Source organism: Vineibacter terrae (assembly GCF_008039615.1).
Taxonomy (GTDB): domain Bacteria; phylum Pseudomonadota; class Alphaproteobacteria; order Reyranellales; family Reyranellaceae; genus Vineibacter; species Vineibacter terrae.
Map to the genome: position 1 here is coordinate 22901 of NZ_VDUZ01000043.1, position 19139 is coordinate 42039.

13 protein-coding genes and 1 pseudogene are annotated in these 19139 nt (G+C 69.9%); 7 read left to right on the forward strand and 7 right to left on the reverse strand.

From position 1 onward, the window contains the following. Positions 1-240 precede the first annotated feature (240 nt). The 5 genes from FHP25_RS29980 to FHP25_RS30000 all read left to right on the forward strand — a co-directional run bounded on the left by FHP25_RS29980 (position 241) and on the right by FHP25_RS30000 (position 5760). Entirely contained in the window at positions 241-918 is a 678-nt protein-coding gene (locus FHP25_RS29980) for an FkbM family methyltransferase (protein WP_178133887.1), read from the forward strand. Between the two features lie 103 nt (positions 919-1021). Beyond that, the gene (locus FHP25_RS29985) at positions 1022-1984 is read left to right on the forward strand and encodes a glycosyltransferase family 2 protein (protein WP_178133888.1); all 963 of its coding nucleotides are present in this window, start codon (positions 1022-1024) and stop codon (positions 1982-1984) included. Positions 1985-2003: 19 nt separating this feature from the next. Next, positions 2004-3524: a lipopolysaccharide biosynthesis protein gene (locus FHP25_RS29990; RefSeq protein WP_178133889.1), complete on the forward strand. Its 1521-nt coding sequence runs from the start codon at positions 2004-2006 to the stop codon at positions 3522-3524. Continuing rightward, a complete protein-coding gene (locus FHP25_RS29995; RefSeq protein ID WP_147850671.1) occupies positions 3521-4423 on the forward strand; it encodes an FkbM family methyltransferase in 903 nt (300 codons plus the stop codon). The genes FHP25_RS29990 and FHP25_RS29995 overlap by 4 nt, the downstream gene beginning before the upstream one ends. A gap of 101 nt (positions 4424-4524) precedes the next feature. Then, positions 4525-5760, forward strand: a complete 1236-nt coding sequence (locus tag FHP25_RS30000; RefSeq protein WP_147850672.1) for an MFS transporter — start codon at positions 4525-4527, stop codon at positions 5758-5760. Here the strand turns inward: FHP25_RS30000 and FHP25_RS30005 are convergent. From FHP25_RS30005 to FHP25_RS30035, 7 genes and pseudogenes are all read right to left on the reverse strand, one after another. Then, positions 5723-6310: a HupE/UreJ family protein gene (locus FHP25_RS30005; RefSeq protein WP_147850673.1), complete on the reverse strand. Its 588-nt coding sequence runs from the start codon at positions 6308-6310 to the stop codon at positions 5723-5725. The genes FHP25_RS30000 and FHP25_RS30005 overlap by 38 nt on opposite strands. Positions 6311-6435: 125 nt before the next feature. Further along, on the reverse strand, positions 6436-7086 hold the full coding sequence (gene ureG / locus FHP25_RS30010; RefSeq protein ID WP_147850674.1) for an urease accessory protein UreG: 651 nt from the start codon (positions 7084-7086) through the stop codon (positions 6436-6438). A 154-nt stretch (positions 7087-7240) separates the two neighbouring features. Beyond that, entirely contained in the window at positions 7241-7924 is a 684-nt protein-coding gene (locus FHP25_RS30015) for an urease accessory protein UreF (protein WP_147850675.1), read from the reverse strand. Positions 7925-8065: 141 nt separating this feature from the next. Further along, positions 8066-8539: an urease accessory protein UreE gene (gene ureE, locus FHP25_RS30020; protein ID WP_147850676.1), complete on the reverse strand. Its 474-nt coding sequence runs from the start codon at positions 8537-8539 to the stop codon at positions 8066-8068. Between the two features lie 196 nt (positions 8540-8735). Then, entirely contained in the window at positions 8736-10787 is a 2052-nt protein-coding gene (gene ureC, locus FHP25_RS30025) for an urease subunit alpha (protein ID WP_147850677.1), read from the reverse strand. 525 nt (positions 10788-11312) lie between these two features. Next, positions 11313-11612: pseudogene (locus tag FHP25_RS30030) on the reverse strand (urease subunit gamma); the annotation flags it as partial. Between the two features lie 159 nt (positions 11613-11771). After that, positions 11772-12584, reverse strand: a complete 813-nt coding sequence (locus FHP25_RS30035) for an urease accessory protein UreD (RefSeq protein ID WP_147850678.1) — start codon at positions 12582-12584, stop codon at positions 11772-11774. 522 nt (positions 12585-13106) lie between these two features. Here FHP25_RS30035 and FHP25_RS30040 point away from each other — a divergent pair. After that, positions 13107-16889, forward strand: a complete 3783-nt coding sequence (locus FHP25_RS30040) for a hypothetical protein (protein ID WP_147850679.1) — start codon at positions 13107-13109, stop codon at positions 16887-16889. A gap of 231 nt (positions 16890-17120) precedes the next feature. Then, the gene (locus tag FHP25_RS30045) at positions 17121-19043 is read left to right on the forward strand and encodes a hypothetical protein (RefSeq protein ID WP_147850680.1); all 1923 of its coding nucleotides are present in this window, start codon (positions 17121-17123) and stop codon (positions 19041-19043) included. Positions 19044-19139 lie beyond the last annotated feature (96 nt).

Below are 19139 nucleotides of genomic sequence, written 5' to 3' on the forward strand. Positions count from 1 at the left end.
GATCGCTTCAGGTCTCGGCCGGCATTGCCCTTCATCGGTCGGCGATGGCTCGTGCCTCTCCGGCTCATGTCCGCGATCGCCGATCCTAGCGACCGAACCCTGGCCCGGCGCGCGAAGCGGATGCTGCGCCGCGTATGTCCGCGCGCGATCCTGATGTGGCGGGAGGCCTCATACTTCCGGCGATTCGGCGAGGTCGAGCTGGGAATCGTGCGGCTTCTCTGCCGACCGGAGGCGGATTCCGTGGATATCGGCGCCAACGAAGGCAGCTACATCCATTTCATGCGGCGCTATTCGCGGCACGTCCATGCCTTCGAGCCGGTGCCGTGGCTGGCGGACCTGCTGGCGTCCAAGTTCCCCAAGGGTGTCACCGTCCACGGTATGGCCCTGTCGGACACCAGCGGCACGGCGGTGCTGCAGATTCCCATCGCCGCGGGCGGCGTCGTCACCGGGCTTGCAAGCCTCAATCCCAGGGCAGTGGCTGACTATCCCGAAAGCCGGCGCATCGAGGTGCCGATGGCGCCCTTCGATGCGGTCTATTCCGGTACGGTGGGCTTCATCAAGATCGACGTGGAGGGCCATGAGGAGGCGGTCCTGGACGGTGCCCGCAAGGCGATCGAGCGCTGCCACCCGCGGCTGCTGATCGAGATCGAGGAGCGGATGTCCCCGGGTGCGGTCAGTCGCATCACCCGGATGCTGGGCCGGTTGAACTATCGCGGCGACTTCATCCGCGGCCGAGCGCTGGAACCGATCGAGCACTTCGATGCCCGGTCGATGCAACGTCCCGAGGACATCGCCGGCTTTGGCGGCGGCGTGCCGCGGCGACACTTTGCAGGCTACATCAACAATTTCCTGTTCTTTCCGCCGGACGAGCCGGAAACAACGTTGCCGCAGATCCAGGCCCGCCTGCGTCGCGTGTGATCAAATCGTGGTTTGGTTGAGGAATGGCGCATCGAGGGTCATCTTCATCAGAGAACGCCAGCGGCGGCCGCACGCCCCAGCACTCTCTCCAGAGGAACCAGCGATGTCCGGGCGCGTGTCCGTATTGCTCTGCACCAGGAACCGACCGGAGAAGGCCAGGCGCTGCATCGCATCCATCCTTGCCAACAGCTACCGCGACTTCGAGCTGATCGTCGTCGACCAGAGCACCGACGACCGCACCCGAGATGCCGTCGACGGCATCGACGATTCCCGGCTGGTCTATATCCGCACCACGACCGTGGGCCTGTCGCGCTCGCGCAACATCGCGGTCCGGGCAAGCCGCACCGAGACGATCCTGTTCACCGACGATGACTGCATCTGCGATGCGGACTGGATCGGCGCCGTGGTGGCCGAATACGACCGCGATCCGCTGCTGATGGGCGTGTTCGGCAGGGTCGTGGCATACGGCACCGGCGCCCCGGGGATGTTCTGCCCGTGCCTCATCGAGCGCGACGAGCGGCAGGTCGTCGACCGTCCCGTGACGCCCTACGACGTGCTGGGCGCCGGCAACAACATGTCGTTCCGCAAGGAAGTCTTCCGCCGTATCGGCCTGTTCATCGAGACCCTGGGTGCCGGCACCTGGATGAAGTCGGGCGAGGACACCGAGTTCGTCTATCGCGCGCTGCACAATCGCATGCGCTTCGCCTACGCGCCCGGCCCGCTGGTCGAGCACGACAATTGGCTGTCGCGGGCGCAGTACCCGGCGCTGGCGCGCGGCTACATCCTCGGCGCCACCGCGGTGCTGACGGCCTTCGCGCTGCGCGGCGTCAGAAGCGCGCGCCGTGATCTGGCACGCAACACGCGCAATGTGCTGACCAACAAGCTGGGCGCCGGCGGCGTGGCGCCGGCGCTGGGGCCGCTCACGCTCGGCTGCCTGATGGGCGTCCGCTACCTGCTGGCATCGCCGCCGCGCCTGCAGGAGCTCGTACAGGTGCGTCCTCAACGCCTGAGCCGGGATGTCGCGGCAGCGCCGCTGCGCGATCTTGTCGGCGACGGGCGCGGCTGACGGCGCGAGGACCGGCGCCGTGGCGCAACGCGACAATGAGCAGCCGCTGCGCGTGGATCACCTGCAGTCTGACCTCGTGGGCCGCTCGGTGCGCGGCGGTGCCGTCACCGTCGGCGCCCAGGCGCTGAAGGTCGTCATCCAGTTCGGCACCATCCTGATCCTCAGCCGGCTGCTGCCGCCTTATGCCTTCGGCCTGCTGGCGATGGTCGCGGCGCTCACCGAGATCCTCGACCAGATCAAGGATTTCGGCCTCTCCATGGCCACCATCCAGAAGCCTGACGTCACGCACGAGCAGGTGACGGCGCTGTTCTGGATCAACTCCGGCATCGGCGCCACCGCCGCGACGGCGCTGTGGACGGCAGCACCTTTGGTGGCCCAGTTCTACGGCCACGCCGAACTGACGGAGATCACGCGCTGGCTGGCGCTGGGCTTCCTGATAAGCGGCCTCGCCACCCAGCACTGGGCGCTGCTGCGCCGCCAGATGCGCTTCAGCACCATCGCCGCCATCGACCTGGGCTGCGAGGTGCTGGCCATGGCCACGGCCGTGGTCGCGGCCGCCCACGGCGCCGGCCTGTGGGCGCTGGTCGCCCAGCGGCTGACCTACGGCGCCGCCGTGATGCTGGCGTCGTGGAGCACGGCGGGCTGGCGCCCCGGCCTGCCGCGGCGCTGTGCCGGCGTCGGCTCGCTGCTGACCTACGGCGCCTCGGTGACGGGCAACGGCATCGTCAACGTCGTGGCCCGCACGCTGGACCAGGTCCTGATCGGCTGGTTCTGGGGACCGCAGCCGCTGGGCCTCTACGAGCGAGCCTACAAGCTGCTGATGGGTCCCATCAACCAGGTCACGATCCCGCTCTACAGCGTCGGCATGCCGGCGCTGAGCCGCATGGCCAGCGACCCCGACCGCTACCGCCGCACCTATATCGCGCTGTCGGAGCGGCTGGCGATGCTGACCGTGCCGCCGGCGGCGCTGCTGATGGTGACGGCCGACTGGGTCGTGGCCGTGATGCTGGGCTCGCAGTGGGGCGAGGCGGCGCCGATCCTGGCCTGGCTGGGCCTGGCGGCATCGCTGATGCCGGTGGCCACCATCACCGGGCTGCTGTTCCTCACCCAGGACCGGGCCGGCGACCTCTTCAAGGTCGGGCTGCTGGGCGCCGCCATCAGCATTGCCGCGATCCTGGCCGGCCTGCCGTTCGGGACGGTGGGCGTCGCGGCCGGCTTCGCGCTGGGCATGACCTGCCTGCGCATCCCGATGTGCTTCTGGCTTGCCGGGCGCAAGGGGCCGGTCGGCACCGGCGACCTCTACCGGTCGCTGCTGCCTTCGGTCGCCGCCGCTGCGGCGGTCTTCCTGGTCGCCACCCTCCTACGGACACTGCCCACGCTGCAGGCCGCCAGCCCGATCCTGGGCCTCGCCATCACCGGCGCCGCTTCCATCGCCACGATGCTGCTGTGCTTCAGCCTGATCCCCCGCAGCCGCAGCGCCCTGCTCGGCCTGCTCCACCTGCCGCGCCTCGCGCTCGGCGCCCGCAAGGCCCGCGCATGACCACCCTTTCGACCGCCACCGCCATCGTGCCACCCCATGCCCTCGCGCTCGACGGCTTCGCGCTGAGCGGAACCATCCCGGCCCGGATGGAGAAGCTGGCGCGCCGCCTGCTGCGCGCGCGCAACCCCGACTGCGCCGTGGTCAAGCGGTTGCGCCGCCTGCGCCATGCCTCGGCTGACGGGCTCGGCCACCTGACGGTGCGCACCCCGGACCGCGCGCAGCGCCTGCACTACCGCTTCGGCACGTCGGATGAGGACGTGATCTGGCAGATCTTCGGCGGCGGCGACTACGACCTGACCCGGCTGCGCCGCTTCGACGACATCAGCCGCCTGGTCGAGCGCCGCGCCGCCGCCGGCCAGCGGCCGCTGATCATCGACGCGGGGGCCAATATCGGCGTCAGCGCCGTCTTCTTCGCGCTGACCTTCCCCACCGCCGTGGTGGTGGCGATCGAGCCCGAGGCCAGCAATTTCGCCCTGCTGGAGCGCAACACCCAGGGCCTGGGCGTCCATTGCCGGCGCGCAGCGCTGTCGGCCGAGGCCGGCCACGCCACCGTGCACGACGGCGGCGAGGGCCCCTGGTCGTTCCGCACCGAGAAGGCGGCGCAGCCCGGTGGCGGTGTGCCCTGCCTCACGATCAACGAACTCTTCGCGGCCCATGCCGGTCCCGACGTCTTCCCCTTCCTGGTGAAGATCGACATCGAGGGCGGCGAGGAGGACGTGTTCGGACGCAACACCCAGTGGGTGGCGCAGACGCCGGTGATCATCACCGAGCTGCACGACTGGCTGCTGCCGGGCCAGCGCACGGCGCTGCCCTTCCTGCGCTGCATCAGCGCCCTGGACCGCGATTTCGTCTATCTCGGCGAGGACGTGTTCTCGATCGACAACCGCCTGGCGGGCTGACGCGCATAGCTGCTGCGCGCCGCGGCCGACGGGGCTGCATTGCCGGGCCCGATCGGGCAAGTTGCCGGCCCGTCATCGCTGGCCTCGTCACCCTTCCCCCCATGCACGCGCCGTCGCTCGAAAGCCCTTACGCGTGGCGGCTCGCCGTCGCGTCGATGCTGTGCATCGCCATCGGCGCCGGCGGCTTGTACATGCCGGTGGTGGCGATGACCGACATCGCCGCCGAGTTCGGCAACCGCCGCCAGGTGCCGTCGCTGGCCTACACGCTCGCCTATATCGGCACCGGCATCGGCGGCATCGCCATGGGCTGGCTGGCCGATCGCGTCGGACCGCGCTGGCCGGTGATGATGGCCGGGGTGATGATCGCCGTGGGCAGCTGGACGGTGGCGCAGGGCGGCGAGGCCGTCCTGCTGGCGGGCTACGGCCTCCTGGTCGGGCTGCTGGGCCAGTCGGGCACCTTCACGCCGCTGGTCAACAACATCACCGGCTGGTTCGACCGCCGCCGCGGCACCGCCATCGCCATCGTGGCCATCGGCAACGCGGTGGGCGGCTTCATCTGGCCGCAGGTGTTCCGGCTCAGCCTGCCGGCCTGGGGCTGGCGCGACAGCCTCATGGCCTACGGCGCCTTCGCCGCCGTCACCCTGGTGCCGCTCAGCTTCTACGTCCGCGCCGCGCCGGTGCGGCGCGACACCGCCGGCGGCGGCGCCGCCGCCGCGGGCGGCCGCCTGCCCTACCGCTCGCCGATCACCATGGCGCTGCTGGGCATCGCCGGGCTGTGCTGCTGCGCGCCGATGGCGATGCCTGTCGTGCACATGGTGGCGTTCTGCAGCGATCTCGGCTTCTCGGCCGCTCGCGGCAGCGAGGCCGTGTCGCTGGTGCTGCTGGTGGCGATCGTCTTTGCCTTCATCATGGGCCGCCTGGCCGACCGCATCGGGCCGCTGCCCGCCATCCTGATCGGCTCCAGCCTGCAGGCGCTGGCCCTGCTGGGCTTCATGTTCGTCGACAGCCTGCCGGGCCTGCTCGCGCTCTCCGGCCTGATGGGCATCCCCTTCATCGCCACCGTGCAGGCCTACGCCCTGGCGCTGCGCGACTTCTACGGCGCCCGCGCCGCCGGCTGGCGCCTGGGCTTCATCATGCTGTTCACGCTCTGCGGCATGGCGCTGGGCGGCTGGCTGGCCGGCATCATCTTCGACCTCACCCTGCGCTACCAGGCCGCCTTCGGCATCGGCTTCCTGTTCAACCTCGTGAACCTGCTGGCCGTCGCCATCCTCCATGTCGGATGGCGACGGGTCCGCCGCGTCAGCCCGCTGCCAGCAGCGCCACGCCGCCCAGCGTGACCAGGCCGCCCAGCGCGCGCGTGCCCGCCAGGCCGCCCAGGCGGCGGGCGGCGATGCCGATGCCGATGCCCAGCGAATGCAGCGCCGCCGTCGCGAGCACGAAGCCTGCGGCATAGGCCAGCGGCGCGGCCGCTGCCGGCATCTCGGTGCCGTGGGCATGGCCATGGAACAGCGCGAACAGGCCGACCGCGATCATCGGCGCCCACACCGGCAGGGTCGGCGCCGCCAGCAGGATCACGCCCAGCAGCAGCACCGAGCCCAGGATGCCTGCCTCGACCATCGGCAGGCGCAGGCCGGCCACGGCCAGCGCGCCGCCCAGCACCATCACGGCCACGAACGCGGCCGGCACCAGCCACACCGCGCGGCGGTCGCGGGTGGCGACGTGCGCCGCCCAGATGCCGACTCCCACCATCGCCAGCAGGTGATCGAGCCCGCCGACCGGATGCAGGAAGCCGACCACGGCGCCGCCCAGCTCGTGGCCGGCATGCGCCTGCACGGCACCGGCCGTGGCGGCCAGCAGCGCTGCGGCGAGGAAGATGAGACGGGTCATGGACGGGAACTCCTTGGGACTTTGTGACGGGCATCATAGCGATAGATCGTATCGCGATGGGAAGTGCGCTTCATGGTGAGCTTGTCGAACCATGAAGCGACCGCACAGACGATCGTGCGAGGCCTTCATGGTTCGACAGGCTCACCATGAAGGCTACCCATCGCGCGCTCGGGCAGGCCGCCCTGGCGCACGATGAAGGCGGCGATGTCGGCGACGCCCTGGAGGGCCTTCAGGTTGGTGAAGACGAAAGGCCGCGCGCCGCGCATCTTCCTGGCATCGCGGTCCATCACCCCGAGATCGGCGCCGACCAGCGGCGCCAGGTCGATCTTGTTGATCACCAGCAGGTCCGAGCGCGTGATGCCCGGGCCGCCCTTGCGCGGGATCTTGTCGCCGGCCGAGACGTCGATGACGTAGATCGTGAGGTCCGCCAGCTCGGGCGAGAAGGTGGCCGCCAGGTTGTCGCCGCCCGACTCGACGAACATGATCTCCAGCGACGGGAAGGCGCGGTTGAGGTCGGCGACCGCGGCCAGGTTGATCGAGGCGTCCTCGCGGATCGCGGTGTGCGGACAGCCGCCGGTCTCGACGCCCACGATGCGTTCCGGCGGCAGCGCGCCGGCGCGGGTGAGGAACTGCGCGTCCTCGCGGGTGTAGATGTCGTTGGTGACCACGGCGATGTCGTAGGCATCGCGCATGTGCTTGCACAGGCGCTCGACGAGGGCGGTCTTGCCGGAGCCGACCGGGCCGCCGACCCCGACGCGCAAAGGTCCGTGTGTCATGGGCTTCTTCTCCCTTCCCCACGCTTGCGTGGGGAAGGTGGCCGAAGGCCGGATGGGGAGGCGACGTGGTCTCTGTTACAAAGACCACGAGGGCTCCCCTCCGCCCCTTCGGGGCACCTCCCCAACTTTGTTGGGGAGGAAGACATAAGCATCATCATGACCTGAACAATCTCGTGTACTGGGTTTCATGGCGCATCGAGCACCAGTCGAGCACGGGCGACGCGGTGCCGACATCGTCGAGCGATGTCACCGCCAGCGCCGCGGCGACGGCGCGGTCGACCGCTTGTGCCAGCGCCGCCAGCGCGCGCTGGCCGTCGGACTGGCCCAGCGGGATGGCGCGCACGGCGGCCGAGCACAGATTGGCGGCGAAGGCGTGCAGGTAGCCGGTCAGCGCCAGCTCAAGGGCGACGCCGCCGAAGGCTGATGCCATCGCCACCGCGACCGGCAGCGCGCACTGGCCGTCGCGGCGCCGGGCGACGGCATCCAGGCGCGGATCCGGCCAGGCGGTGCGCGTGATCGACAGGAACGAGGCGCCCTGCTGGCGCTGCTCCAGGGCCATCTCGGCCGTGCCGCGCCAGGCGGCGGCGAGGTCGGCGACATCGTCCAGCGCCGCGTCGTCGCCGGCCTGCGCCGCCCGCCAGGCGGCGGCGAACAAGGCGCCATCGACACGGCCGGTGCCATGATCGAGCACGCCCTCGACCCAGGCGACCAGCGAGTCGCGGTCGCCGACCAGGCCGGCATCGATCGCGGCCTCCAGGCCATGCGAATAGCTGAAGGCGCCGATCGGGTAGGACGGCGACAGCCACGCCAACAGGCGATAGAGGGCGGTGGGGGTCATGGCCCAGCCTTCCTCCCCACGCAGTGGGGAGGTGCCCCGAAGGGGCGGAGGGGAGCCGACGTGGTCTCCATAACAAAGACCACGTCGGCTCCCCCTCCGGCCTTCGGCCACCTCCCCCACTGCGTGGGGGAGGGAATGGGATCAATGCCCATGGCGGTGCGGGTGGCGCTGGTCATGGTTGTGCTGGCCGTAGGCGCCGCCTTCGGGATTGAAGGGCGCCGAGACGTGACGTACGTCGGCGCCCAGGCCCTTGAGCATGTCGACGATGACGTGGTCGTCGCGGATCAGCAGGCGGCCGGCGTCGATCTGCGTCGGCAGGTGGCGGTTGCCCAGGTGCCAGGCCAGGCGCACGAGCAGCGCCGGGTCGGCGGCGCGGATCTCGACCAGCGGCTCGTCGGCGGCCCTCACCATGACGTAGCCGCCCTCCTCGAGCACCAGCCCGTCGCCCTCGCGCAGCACGCGCGGCTCCGGCAAATCGAGCAGGAAATCGGTGCCTGAATCGCCCAGCAGGCGCAGGCGGCGGCGGTAGCGGTCGTCGAAGATCAAGGTGATCGTGTCGACCTGCTCGGCCAGCGGCCATGTGCCGGACAGGGCCACGGCAGTGGCGTGCTTCATGGCTGCGCCCCTCTCCGCCCACGCAGTGGGGGGAGAGGGAGGGGCCCGCGCGCAGCGCGGGAGGGTGAGGTGGGTCGCGGGCCGGTCATGGTTTCTCCAGGCTAATCTCGTGTGGTCGCAACACCCACCTCACCCTCCCATCGCTTCACGATGGGCCCCTCCCTCTCCCCCCGCTGCGCGGGCGGAGAGGGGTCCATCAGAACAAAAAGTAGCGCTGGGCCATGGCCAGCGCGGTGGCGGGCTCGCAGGTCAGCAGCTCGCCGTTGGCGCGCACCTCGTAGGTCTCGGGATTGACGTCGATGTGCGGCAGCATGTTGTTGTGGATCATGTGCTGCTTGCCGATGTTGCGCGTGCCCTGGACCGGCAGCAGCGCGCGCTGCAGGCCCCAGGTCGAGGCCACCTTGCCCGATATCGCGGCCGCCGATGTGAACAGCACCGCGCTCTGGATGCGGTTGCGGCCATGGGCGGCGAACATCGGCCGGTAGTGCACCGGCTGCGGCGTCGGGATCGAGGCGTTGGGATCGCCCATCGGCGCCGCCGCGATCGAGCCGCATTTCAGGATCAGGTCGGGCTTCACGCCGAAGAACGCCGGCGACCAGATCACCAGGTCGGCGAGCTTGCCGACCTCGATCGAGCCGACATAGCGGCCGATGCCCTGGGCGATGGCGACGTTGATGGTGTACTTGGCGATGTAGCGCTTGACCCGCAGGTTGTCGTTGTCGCCCTGCTCCTCGCGCAGCCGGCCGCGCTGCTTCTTCATCTTGTCGGCCGTCTGCCAGGTGCGGATCACGACCTCGCCCACCCGGCCCATGGCCTGGCTGTCGGACGACATCATGCTGAAGGCACCCATGTCGTGCAGGATGTCCTCGGCGGCGATGGTCTCGCGCCGGATGCGGCTCTCGGCGAAGGCCACGTCCTCGGGGATCTTTGGATCGAGGTGGTGGCACACCATCAGCATGTCGAGATGCTCGTCGGCGGTGTTCACCGTGTAGGGCATCGTCGGGTTGGTCGAGCTGGGCAGCACGTTGGGCAGGCCGCAGACCTTGATGATGTCGGGCGCATGCCCGCCGCCGGCACCTTCGGTGTGGAAGGTGTGGATGGTGCGGTTGCGGAAGGCCGCGATCGAGGACTCGACGAAGCCCGACTCGTTGAGCGTGTCGGTGTGGATCGCCACCTGCACGTCGAAGCGGTCGGCCACGGCGAGGCAGTTGTCGATCGCGGCCGGCGTGGTGCCCCAGTCCTCGTGCAGCTTCAGCCCGCAGGCGCCGCCGTTGATCTGCTCCTCCAGCGCCGCCGGCAGGCTGGCATTGCCCTTGCCGAAGAAGCCGAGATTCATCGGGAAGTCCTCGGCCGCCTGCAGCATGCGCGCGAGGTGCCAGGGGCCGGGCGTGCAGGTGGTGGCGAGCGTGCCATGCGCCGGCCCGGTGCCGCCGCCCATCATGGTGGTGACGCCGCTGGTCAGCGCCTCCTCGATCTGCTGCGGCGCGATGAAGTGGATGTGGGCGTCGATGCCGCCGGCCGTGACGATCTTGCCCTCGCCCGCGACCACCTCGGTGCCGGGGCCGATGATGATGGTGACGCCGGGCTGGATGTCGGGGTTGCCGGCCTTGCCGATGCCCACGATGCGGCCGTCGGTGATGCCGATATCGGCCTTCACGATGCCCCAGTAGTCGATGATCAGGGCGTTGGTGATCACGGTGTCGACAGCGCCCTGCGCCCGCGTGCGCTGGCTCTGGCCCATGCCGTCGCGGATCACCTTGCCGCCGCCGAACTTCACCTCCTCGCCGTAGACCGTGTGGTCGCGCTCGACCTCGATGATCAGGTCGGTGTCGGCCAGCCGCACCTTGTCGCCCACGGTCGGGCCGAACATGCCGGCATAGGCGGCGCGCGACATGCGGGCCGGGCTGTTGCCGCCGGACATGCCGGGCGCGAAGGGCGGCGGCGGCAGGCGGCCGCTGGTCCAGGCGTTGAAGCCGAAGACCACGCGCTCGCCCGACAGCGCCACCAGGGTCACCTCGCGCGTCTGGCCGGGCTCGAAGCGCACGGCGGTGCCGGCCGGGATGTTGAGGCGGAAGCCCTTGGCGCGCTCGCGGTCGAACTGCAGCGCCGGGTTGGTCTCGTAGAAATGATAGTGGCTGCCGACCTGGATCGGGCGGTCGCCGGTGTTGGCGACGGTGAGGGTGAGGGTCTCGCGCTGCTCGTTGAGCACGATCTCGCCGTCGCGCGGCATCACCTCGCCGGGCTTCATGCGGGGCTCCTGTGGCGTGGGGCAGAATGAACGCCTGCCCTTTCCCAGGACGGCAGGGCGATCACGTTTGAACGTACGGGTGCTGTCTCCTCTCCCCGCAAGCGGGGAGAGGAAGGGGCCCATGCCGAAGGCATGGGAAGGTGAGGGGTAGGAACGATCAGGCCATGCGGAGAGAACAGGGACTGGTCGCCCGTACCCCTCACCCTCCCATCGCTTCGCGATGGGCCTCTCCCTCTCCCCGCTCTCGCGGGGCGAGGGGGAAGGTCAGGTCGGCTTGGGCGCATCGGGGGACGGCTCGGTCTGGGCGGGGCTGGCCTTGGGCTCGGCGGGCGGCTCGGGCTCAGCCGCCGGCGGCTCGGGTGGCGGTTGCGGCGCGGACGCGACGACCGGCGGCGATGGCGGGGCCGGCACGACCGGTGGGGCTGCCGAAGCGGGCGGCGGGGCGGCCACCGGCGCCGGCCCGGGCATCTGGGTGATGAAGGGGTCTTCCTCGGGCGGCAGCGACTTGATGGTGGGTACGCGCGGCCGGATCGGGTTGTGCACCGTCACCAGCTTGGTGCCGTCGGGGAACGTGGCCTCGACCTGGATCTCGTGGATCATCTCGGTGATGCCGTCCATCACCTGGTCGCGCGTCAGCACCGTGGCGCCGTCACGCATCAGCGCCGCGACGCTCTTGCCGTCGCGCGCGCCCTCGACGACGAAGTCGCTGATCAGCGCCACGGCCTCGGGGTAGTTCAGCTTCACGCCGCGCTCCAGGCGGCGGCGCGCCACCATGGCGGCCATGGCGACCAGAAGCTTGTCCTTTTCTCTGGGCGTCAGGTTCAAGGTTTGTCCCTCAAGGTCATTCCCTCCCCCAACTGCGTTGGGGGAGGTGGCCGAAGGCCGGAGGGGGAGCCGACGTGGCCTCCGTAATCAAGATCACGTCGGCTCCCCTCCGCCCCTTCGGGGCACCTCCCCAGCTTCGCTGGGGAGGATTTATGAGCACTAAACATGCCACACGCGCGGCAGGCGGGGCGGCAAATCCAAGCATACCGACCGCATGTTCGCCAGCCATGACGCAAGCCCGCGGCGCACCGGCAACGCCGCGCCCAGGAAGCGCGCCAGCAGCAGCCCGTTCACCACGGTGGCGCCGGCCTTCACGTCGGACGGCAGCGCCGAGCGCGCGGCCTCGAGATGGCGCGCCGCGTCGTCGGCGACATAGAGCGCCATGGCCACGGACGTGGCGTCGCCGAAGCCGGCGGCCACCGGCGCCGCCGTGTCCAGCCGCAGGGCATCGGCCCACACCAGCCTGCCGTCGCGCCGCACGCGCCACGCATCGAGCAGCAGGCCCGAGGTGAAGCGCTCGCCGCTGGCGATGCGGCCCAGCACCACCATCTCGCAGGCCAGCAGGCGACCACCGGCGGCGATGTCGACCACCGTGCGCCGCCGCAGGCGGGCGCCGTCGAACAGGATCGTCTCCTGCGGCAGCCATTCCAGCGCCGCGCCTGCCGCGACCGAGACCGCGATGTCGATGACGCAATCGGCCGCCACCGGCGAGGCGCGGTAGATCTTCTCCGCCGCCTGGGTGGTCGCCGTCGCGACCGCGCCCGCGTGCAGGCGCGCCTGCAGCCGCAGGCGGTCGCCATCGGCCAGGCCACCCGACATGGTGACGAACACGGCTTGCGGCGGATCGCCGGGCTCGCCGTGGGGAAAGAGCACGCGGCAGGGATCGCGCTGATAGAGGTCGGCCAGCGCCGTGCCCTGCGGCCCCAGCGCATAGGCCACCGAAGCCGCGCCGTCGCCGCGCTGCAGCTTCATGCTCGACCATCCGGGCTGATCACGCCGCCATGCCTCCCCCGCCGGCGCGGGGTTATGGCACAGCGCGCCGCCGCGGTCAGGCGTTCCGGTTCTTGTCCGCCATCCACGCGACTGCGCCTGCGCTGTTTCAGATATTGCCAACACGGTGGATTTCGAAGCCGCATCAACAAGTTAAATCAGAGCGGCATGACTGCCGGAAACCTGCGCTGTTTGCGGAGAAAGCATATCCGTCCAGCCGGGGCGGCAGGACACTGAGCGTCAGGTGGTGTTCCATGGCGTTCGACTCCGGAAGTCAGCCGCAGCGGCGCGATACATCTGATGCCGACGAGAATGCGAGGACGAGACAATGCCCTGTGACGACCGGGCCGGCGAAACGCCCGCTATGCCTCGCAAGATCATGGTCTCGCGGCACGCCCGGCGGCGGCGAAGAACATCATTACATCACGGCCTCGATCGCCGCAACGGAATGAAAAGAGACCAGGCTTGTTTTGCTGTCGGCGACTGTTCACGGAGGGGGAGACCGTGGCCGATCTCAGCCAACCGCTCGTCAGCACCGCTGCCGGTGCGTCCAATCCCTGGGGCAGCGCCGCGATCCAGGGCAACGCGCTGGCCACCTTCAAGGCCGAGCTGCGGCACGGCGTTGCCTTCGACCTCGGGCTCGGCGCCTACGTCAACCTCGACGCCAAGTTCCAGAAGTACGTCGCCGCCGAGCTGACCGGCCAGGCGATGGCCGAGGTGCGCGTCACCGGCCAGGTGCAGGTGCCGCTGAACCTGTTCGAGGAGATCGGCCTGGCGGTGCGCCTGAAGCTGGCGGCCGAGGCCGCCGCCGGCGTGTCGCTGCGGCTGGGGCTGAGCGCCGGCGAGCTGCTCAGCCTGGTGCAGACCGACCTGCGCGTGCAGGGGCTACCGCTGAAGCTGTTCATGATCTTCCTCGACGAGGCCACGTTCGGCGGCGGCCTGTATGCCAAGGCCGCCGCGTCGGCGATGGCTTACGTCAATCTCGTCGTCAGCGGCCGGGCGCTGCAGGGCCCGACCCAGAACGAGACGCCCGGCTTCAACTTCCTGTTCGAGATGGGCGCCGGGCTGAAGGCGGGCGCCGGGTTCCGCTTCTTCGTCAATGCCGGCATCGGCAGCTTCGAAAGCCTTGTGAGCCGTTCGGTCGATGCCGTCGTCGACGAGGTCGTGGTCCAGATCCTGCAGCACCTGCCCGCGTCGGCCTCGGCCGAGGCCGCGATCACCCGCGCCTTCGCAGCGCCCGCCAAGATCGCGCTGCGCAACGCCTACGAGATCGGTGTGCTGCTGGGCAGCACGACGCAGCCCGTACCGGTCTCCGCCGACGGCGCCAAGCGGCTCGCCCTGCGCTGCTGCCAGGTGATCCTTGAGGAAAGCCAGCGCTACCTGCTGCAGCGGATCGCGTCGGCCGCCGTGCTCGACCTGCAGCGCACGCTGGAGCAGCAGCTTGCGAGCCTCACCGGCGTCACCTGGACCACCGCCAATGACGCCGTGCGAGCGCTGGGCCAGAAGATGACGCAATGCCCGGCCGATCCGTTCGCGGCCGCCAGCCTCTCCTATTGGACCGCGCTCGTGCCGCTGGCATCGCAGGCGCTGGACGCCGTCTCGCCCGGCACGCCGCTGCCACGCAAGCCAGTGGCGCTGCTGTGGGCGGCGATGGAGCTGCTCGGCATCTGCGCCAGGCGCCTGACCGATCCGCAGGCCCGCGCGTCCTTCACGCTGGCCGGACTGAATCCGGCCTCCGCGCAGCAGAGCTTCCAAGGCCCAACCGTCTCCGATCCCGGCGCGGCCATCCGCCGCGAGATCCGCGGCAACACCACGACCGCCCCGTTGCGGCTCGAGGAGCTGATCCAATACCTGGTGGACCAGGGCATCCAGCTCGCCGTCACGGTGCTGCCCGACGTCGCGGTGTACCTCAAGATCTTCCAGGGTCCGGTCGGGGCCACGGTCGCCGATGTGGCGGCCGTGCTGCTCTCGCAGCTTGGTCCGATGAAGACGGACAGCCAGGGCAGCCCGGACGTCAAGGCCAGCCTCGGCGCCCTGGCCGCCGGGCTGTCCGGCTTTCTGGTGCAGACCGTGCGCGGGCAGCTCGCCCCCATCGTGCAGAACCTGGCAGCCGACAACCCGGACCTGCGACTGTACTTCGACGAGGTCCTGGTGCCGTCGCTGAACCTCACGACCGAGCTGGTGTTCGATCGCGTGCTGGCCTGGGACACGCAGCCCGTCGACAAGAGCGCCTTCACCGAAGCACTCTCCAGCGTGCTGGTGATGCTGTTCGGCCGCAGCCTGACGGTCACGGCCGACATCCTGATGACCACCGCCCAGCAGCAGATGCAGGCCCTGCTGCTGGATCTGGCCGACCATGTCGACGATGTCGGCCTGGTGCGCATGCTGACGCCGGTGATGGGCGGCGCCAGCGCCCAGGAGATCGCGGAGACCATGGCCGAGGTGCTGCGGGTCGGCGCCGATGTGTTCGGCCCCCTGCCGCAGGAGACGCGCGCCCATATCCGCAACCTGTTGTACGAGCTGCTGGAGCCGCTGCCCCTCACCGGCCAGGCGGGCTTCGTGGACCAGCTTGCCGACAATCTCTTCCTGCCCGATCCGGCCGGGCTCGATGCGCTTTCCAAGGAGCTGGCCGGGATCGCCGGCCAGCGCTTCATGCAGTTCGTCGCCTTGCTGCTGGTGCGGATCGGCCAGAAGGTGATCGAGGACCTGCTTCAGACGCTGCAGGCGATCCAGGCCCAGGTGCAGCGCTGGCTCGCCGACCTGGAGCATCTGGCACAACAGATCCTGCAGCGACTGGCCGACCTCGCGCGCCAGATCGAGCAGCTGGCGGCCCAGGTTGCAGCTGCCTTCGCCGATGCGCTCGATCAGCTGCGGGATCTCATCCACACGCTGTCATCCGGCCCGGGTCGCAACCAGCTGCGCACCGGCCTGTCGGCGGCGGTGTACGACTTCATCAAGCCGCTGCTGACCGACAACCTGGTCTATGCCGCGCTGCCCGGCGGGGTGAAGCAGGTGGCGCGCAACGCGCTCAAGGGTGCCATCGACGCTGCCCTCGACAATGCCGTGGCCGACCGGGTCTGGGACGCCATCGGCGCGGTGGCGGCCGAGACCGACGACCTGATCGATCGCTTCCGCGACATCGAGCCCGGTGCGAACCTGGCCAGCGAGGTCGCCGATGTGCTGGTGGACTGGTTCGTCGACCGCATCCTGGATCGCATCGGTACCACACCCACGATTCCCATCCGCTTCGACGTGTCCTGGACCATGGACGTGGTGGAGATCGACTTCTCGGGCGTGCATGTCCGCACCAGGCGCTTCGAGCAGGAGATCAACCTCGGCGCGGTCCGGCTGGACCTCGGCTGGCTGGAGCCGACGCTGCGAGACATGATCAAGGGCCTGCAGCTGTTCCAGGGCACCGTCAACCAGATCGCTACGTCGCTGGCCCATGCCTTCGGCCTGGAGCAGGATCTTGACCAGGCGCAACGCGATCGCGACGAGGCGCAGGACGAGCAGCAGCACGTGAACGCCCAGCGCGCCGACTCGCAGGCGCACGAACGCAGCATCCACATCGAGACACCGGGCCACGCAACCGCTCTCGATCGCGACATCCCCGTCAGCATCGCGCTCGACGGTGTGCCGCTGTCGTTCCTCGGCCTGGGCGACAACGAACAGCAGCGCGTCTTCGTCTGGCTCGACGGCGTGCCCGTCGATCTCGACCGGTTCCAGGTGGAGAGCACGCCTGACGGCCTGGCGAATCGTATCGGCGACATCCGCCGCAATGCCGGCGCCTGGGGCCAGCACGTGCTGCCCGGCCTGCGCATGGGCGCTCCGGGCGCAGCGCTGAAGGCGGTGCCCGCCACGTGGGCGAGCGCGCCGGTGCTCGGCGCCAAGGCGCGGACGCGGAAAGGCGGCCGTGCCGCAGCGGTCCCTGTCATCCCGGGCGCAGCGAGCGGTCCAGGGGGCCTTCGCCTGCGCATGACCTTGGACATCGAGGGTCTCGACGAGGGCCTGCACACGCTGCTGGTCGTCATCGCCGAAGGCCAGAGCCGCGTGGAGCAGACCGCCGCGTTCCTGGCGGTGCCGCCGATGGCGGTGAAGAAGCCGCCGGTCCGCGTGCACGTGCCGATGCCCGGCACGGCGCGCCCGCCCAAGGCGCCGCGCAAGCAGAAGGCCCGCTTCCTGTTCGAGCGGGCGGCGCTGCGCCAGGAGGCGCAAGGCCGGCTGCTGCGCCAGGTGCAGGCGCAGAAGATCACGCCACGATCGCGCATCCTGCGCGGGCCGGCGTGATTCGCAACCTTCCCCGAGGGAAGGCGGCGCACGAAATCACCTCTCCCCGCGAGAGCGGGGAGAGGAAGGGGCCCATGCCGCAGGCATGGGAAGGTGAGGGGTAGGAACGCTCAAAGCATGCGCCGGAATACCGGGACTGGACGATCGTACCCCTCACCCTCCCGCGCTACGCGCGGGCCCCTCCCTCTCCCCGCTCCCGCGGGGAGAGGTGTCAGGGAGGAGGAAACGACCATGCCTGACGCGCTTGATCGCGATCTCTCGTTCGCCGACCTGATGGTGCGGATCGGCTATCAGCTGCTGGCCGGCGTCCAGGCGTTCTGGTTCGGCGGGCCGACGCAGAATCCCAACGAGGCGCTGGCGATCGTCGACGATGCCGCGCGCCTGCGGGCGGCACGCGCCTACTGGACCGGCACGCTGGCACCGTGGATCGCCGACCTGTCGCAGCTCGATGCCGCGCCGCCTCCGGCGCTCACGTTCTCCGCGGCGGCGTCCGACCCGGACGTGATCGGCACTGATGCGGGCCGCCGCGGCCTGCACGCCGAGCCCATGCCCGACATCCTGCTGCAGGACCTCGGCTGCATGGTGGCGCTGGACGAGGTCGCCGCCTTCACGGCGCAGCTGGCGACGTTTCCCGGGCAGACATTGCTGTCGCTGATGCGCCAGGTGCTGCAGGGCCAGACCGCATCGCTGACGCGCGAGGTTCAGGCGATCGGCCTGCAGGCCGCGCGGCAGGTGCATGAGCTGGTTCGCCGCTTCGACTACGTGACCCGGCTGAGCATGCTGCCGGCGCGCCACACGGTCTCGTTCACCGAGCTGCTGGCGCTCTACCGCATGGAGGGGAATTGCTGCTGCGCCCCGCCCGAGCTGAGCTTTCCCCATGGCCCCCTGACGCTCACCCGCACGGGAACATGCCGCACGCCTGACGTCATCCGCGACAGAGGCGCCGCTGCCGCCGACAAGTCCGCCAGCCGGCCGGGATGGCTCCTCGTGATCAGCGCCAGCCTTCTGACGACGGGCGCCGACGAAGACTTCCGCCTGAAGCTGGCCCAGGAAAATCTCAACTGGATCGGCGGGCTGGACGCCCTGACGACATGGTCGCTGCAGCCCGGCGACGAGCTGCGCGAGATCGCGGAAGCCGACTTCCGCTCGAACAGCGCGCGTGCGGCATCGCTCACCCGCAGGAGCAGGCTCGCCGTCGTCAACCGGCCGACCTACGACCGGCTGCTCGAGACGCTATGGATGAGCGCGCTCGAGACGCAGGACAGCCTGCCGGCGCTGGGGCCCAGCCTCGATGCCGCCTATGCCGAGCTCAACGAGCTGATGCGCCTGCACAAGGCGCGAGCAGAGCCGACAGCCGCCAATCCCGAACGCCTCTTCCTGCTGAGCGACGACTATGGCAACGCCACGTTCGCTGCCTTGAAGGCGGCGGCGCGCTGGTATCGATCGCGCCTCAATCCGCTGTCCTTGCTCGCCTGGCGTGACCGCGCGGCCGATCCAACGGTGCCGCGCTTTGGTCCGTTCACCGCCTATCTGCGTTATCACCTTGGCGACGTGCTGTTCATGGGGTGCGTGATCCGCGTGCTGAAGGATCTGCTGCGGCTGCGAAGCAAGTGGGAGGCCGAACCCGCCGCTTCCGGCTGGAGGAGCGCGATTCCCGACGCGAGCTGGCTTCCCGCCCTGCTGGACAATGCCGGGTGGACGCAAGGCACGGCGAGCGCGCATGCCGCCGCCTTGCAGGCTGCGGACCGGTTCTGGAGCCAGAACGCCGTCTACTACAATCCACCCGGCACAGGCTTCGATCCGACCCTGCCTGCGGGCGAGCTGGTCTGGCGCACGGTCGGCGTGCAGCAGGCGTGGCGCGCAGCGGGCGGTGTGCCGCCATGGTTCCCGCCCATCGCAGCGCCAGATGCCGTGGCGCTGCAGGCAGCCGATACGGTCAATACCGTGATGACGATCATCCGGGACAACGGGCTGGTGCCGGCCCTCGACGCGGCCCTGGAGTACTCCCTGCAGCGCCAAGTGTTCTCGCTCCCGGCCATGCAGGGGCACAGCAACCTGAAGAAAAGCTTCGCCGTGGCGGAAAACTTCCGGAGACTGCAGCTCTACCTCGAAGCCGCCCGGGACCACGCCGGGCTGGACATCAACGGCGCCTGAAGATCCTGCATCGCGCGGCGGCTGCCCGCCAATCGGCAGATAGCAGGGCGATCGCGTGTCGCACCACGAAAAGAAAACCACAGAGGCACAAAGGCA

Excerpts from the sequence above, each read along its gene's own strand:
- FHP25_RS30035 (WP_147850678.1), bottom strand. The coding sequence starts at position 12,584 with ATGAAGCTGCAGCGCGGCGACGGCGCGGCTTCGGTGGCCTATGCGCTG.
- FHP25_RS30005 (WP_147850673.1), bottom strand. The coding sequence starts at position 6,310 with ATGACCCGTCTCATCTTCCTCGCCGCAGCGCTGCTGGCCGCCACGGCC.
- FHP25_RS30000 (WP_147850672.1), top strand. The coding sequence starts at position 4,525 with ATGCACGCGCCGTCGCTCGAAAGCCCTTACGCGTGGCGGCTCGCCGTC.
- FHP25_RS29995 (WP_147850671.1), top strand. The coding sequence starts at position 3,521 with ATGACCACCCTTTCGACCGCCACCGCCATCGTGCCACCCCATGCCCTC.
- ureE (WP_147850676.1), bottom strand. The coding sequence starts at position 8,539 with ATGAAGCACGCCACTGCCGTGGCCCTGTCCGGCACATGGCCGCTGGCC.
- ureC (WP_147850677.1), bottom strand. The coding sequence starts at position 10,787 with ATGAAGCCCGGCGAGGTGATGCCGCGCGACGGCGAGATCGTGCTCAAC.
- FHP25_RS30015 (WP_147850675.1), bottom strand. The coding sequence starts at position 7,924 with ATGACCCCCACCGCCCTCTATCGCCTGTTGGCGTGGCTGTCGCCGTCC.
- FHP25_RS29985 (WP_178133888.1), top strand. The coding sequence starts at position 1,022 with ATGTCCGGGCGCGTGTCCGTATTGCTCTGCACCAGGAACCGACCGGAG.
- FHP25_RS30045 (WP_147850680.1), top strand. The coding sequence starts at position 17,121 with ATGCCTGACGCGCTTGATCGCGATCTCTCGTTCGCCGACCTGATGGTG.
- ureG (WP_147850674.1), bottom strand. The coding sequence starts at position 7,086 with ATGACACACGGACCTTTGCGCGTCGGGGTCGGCGGCCCGGTCGGCTCC.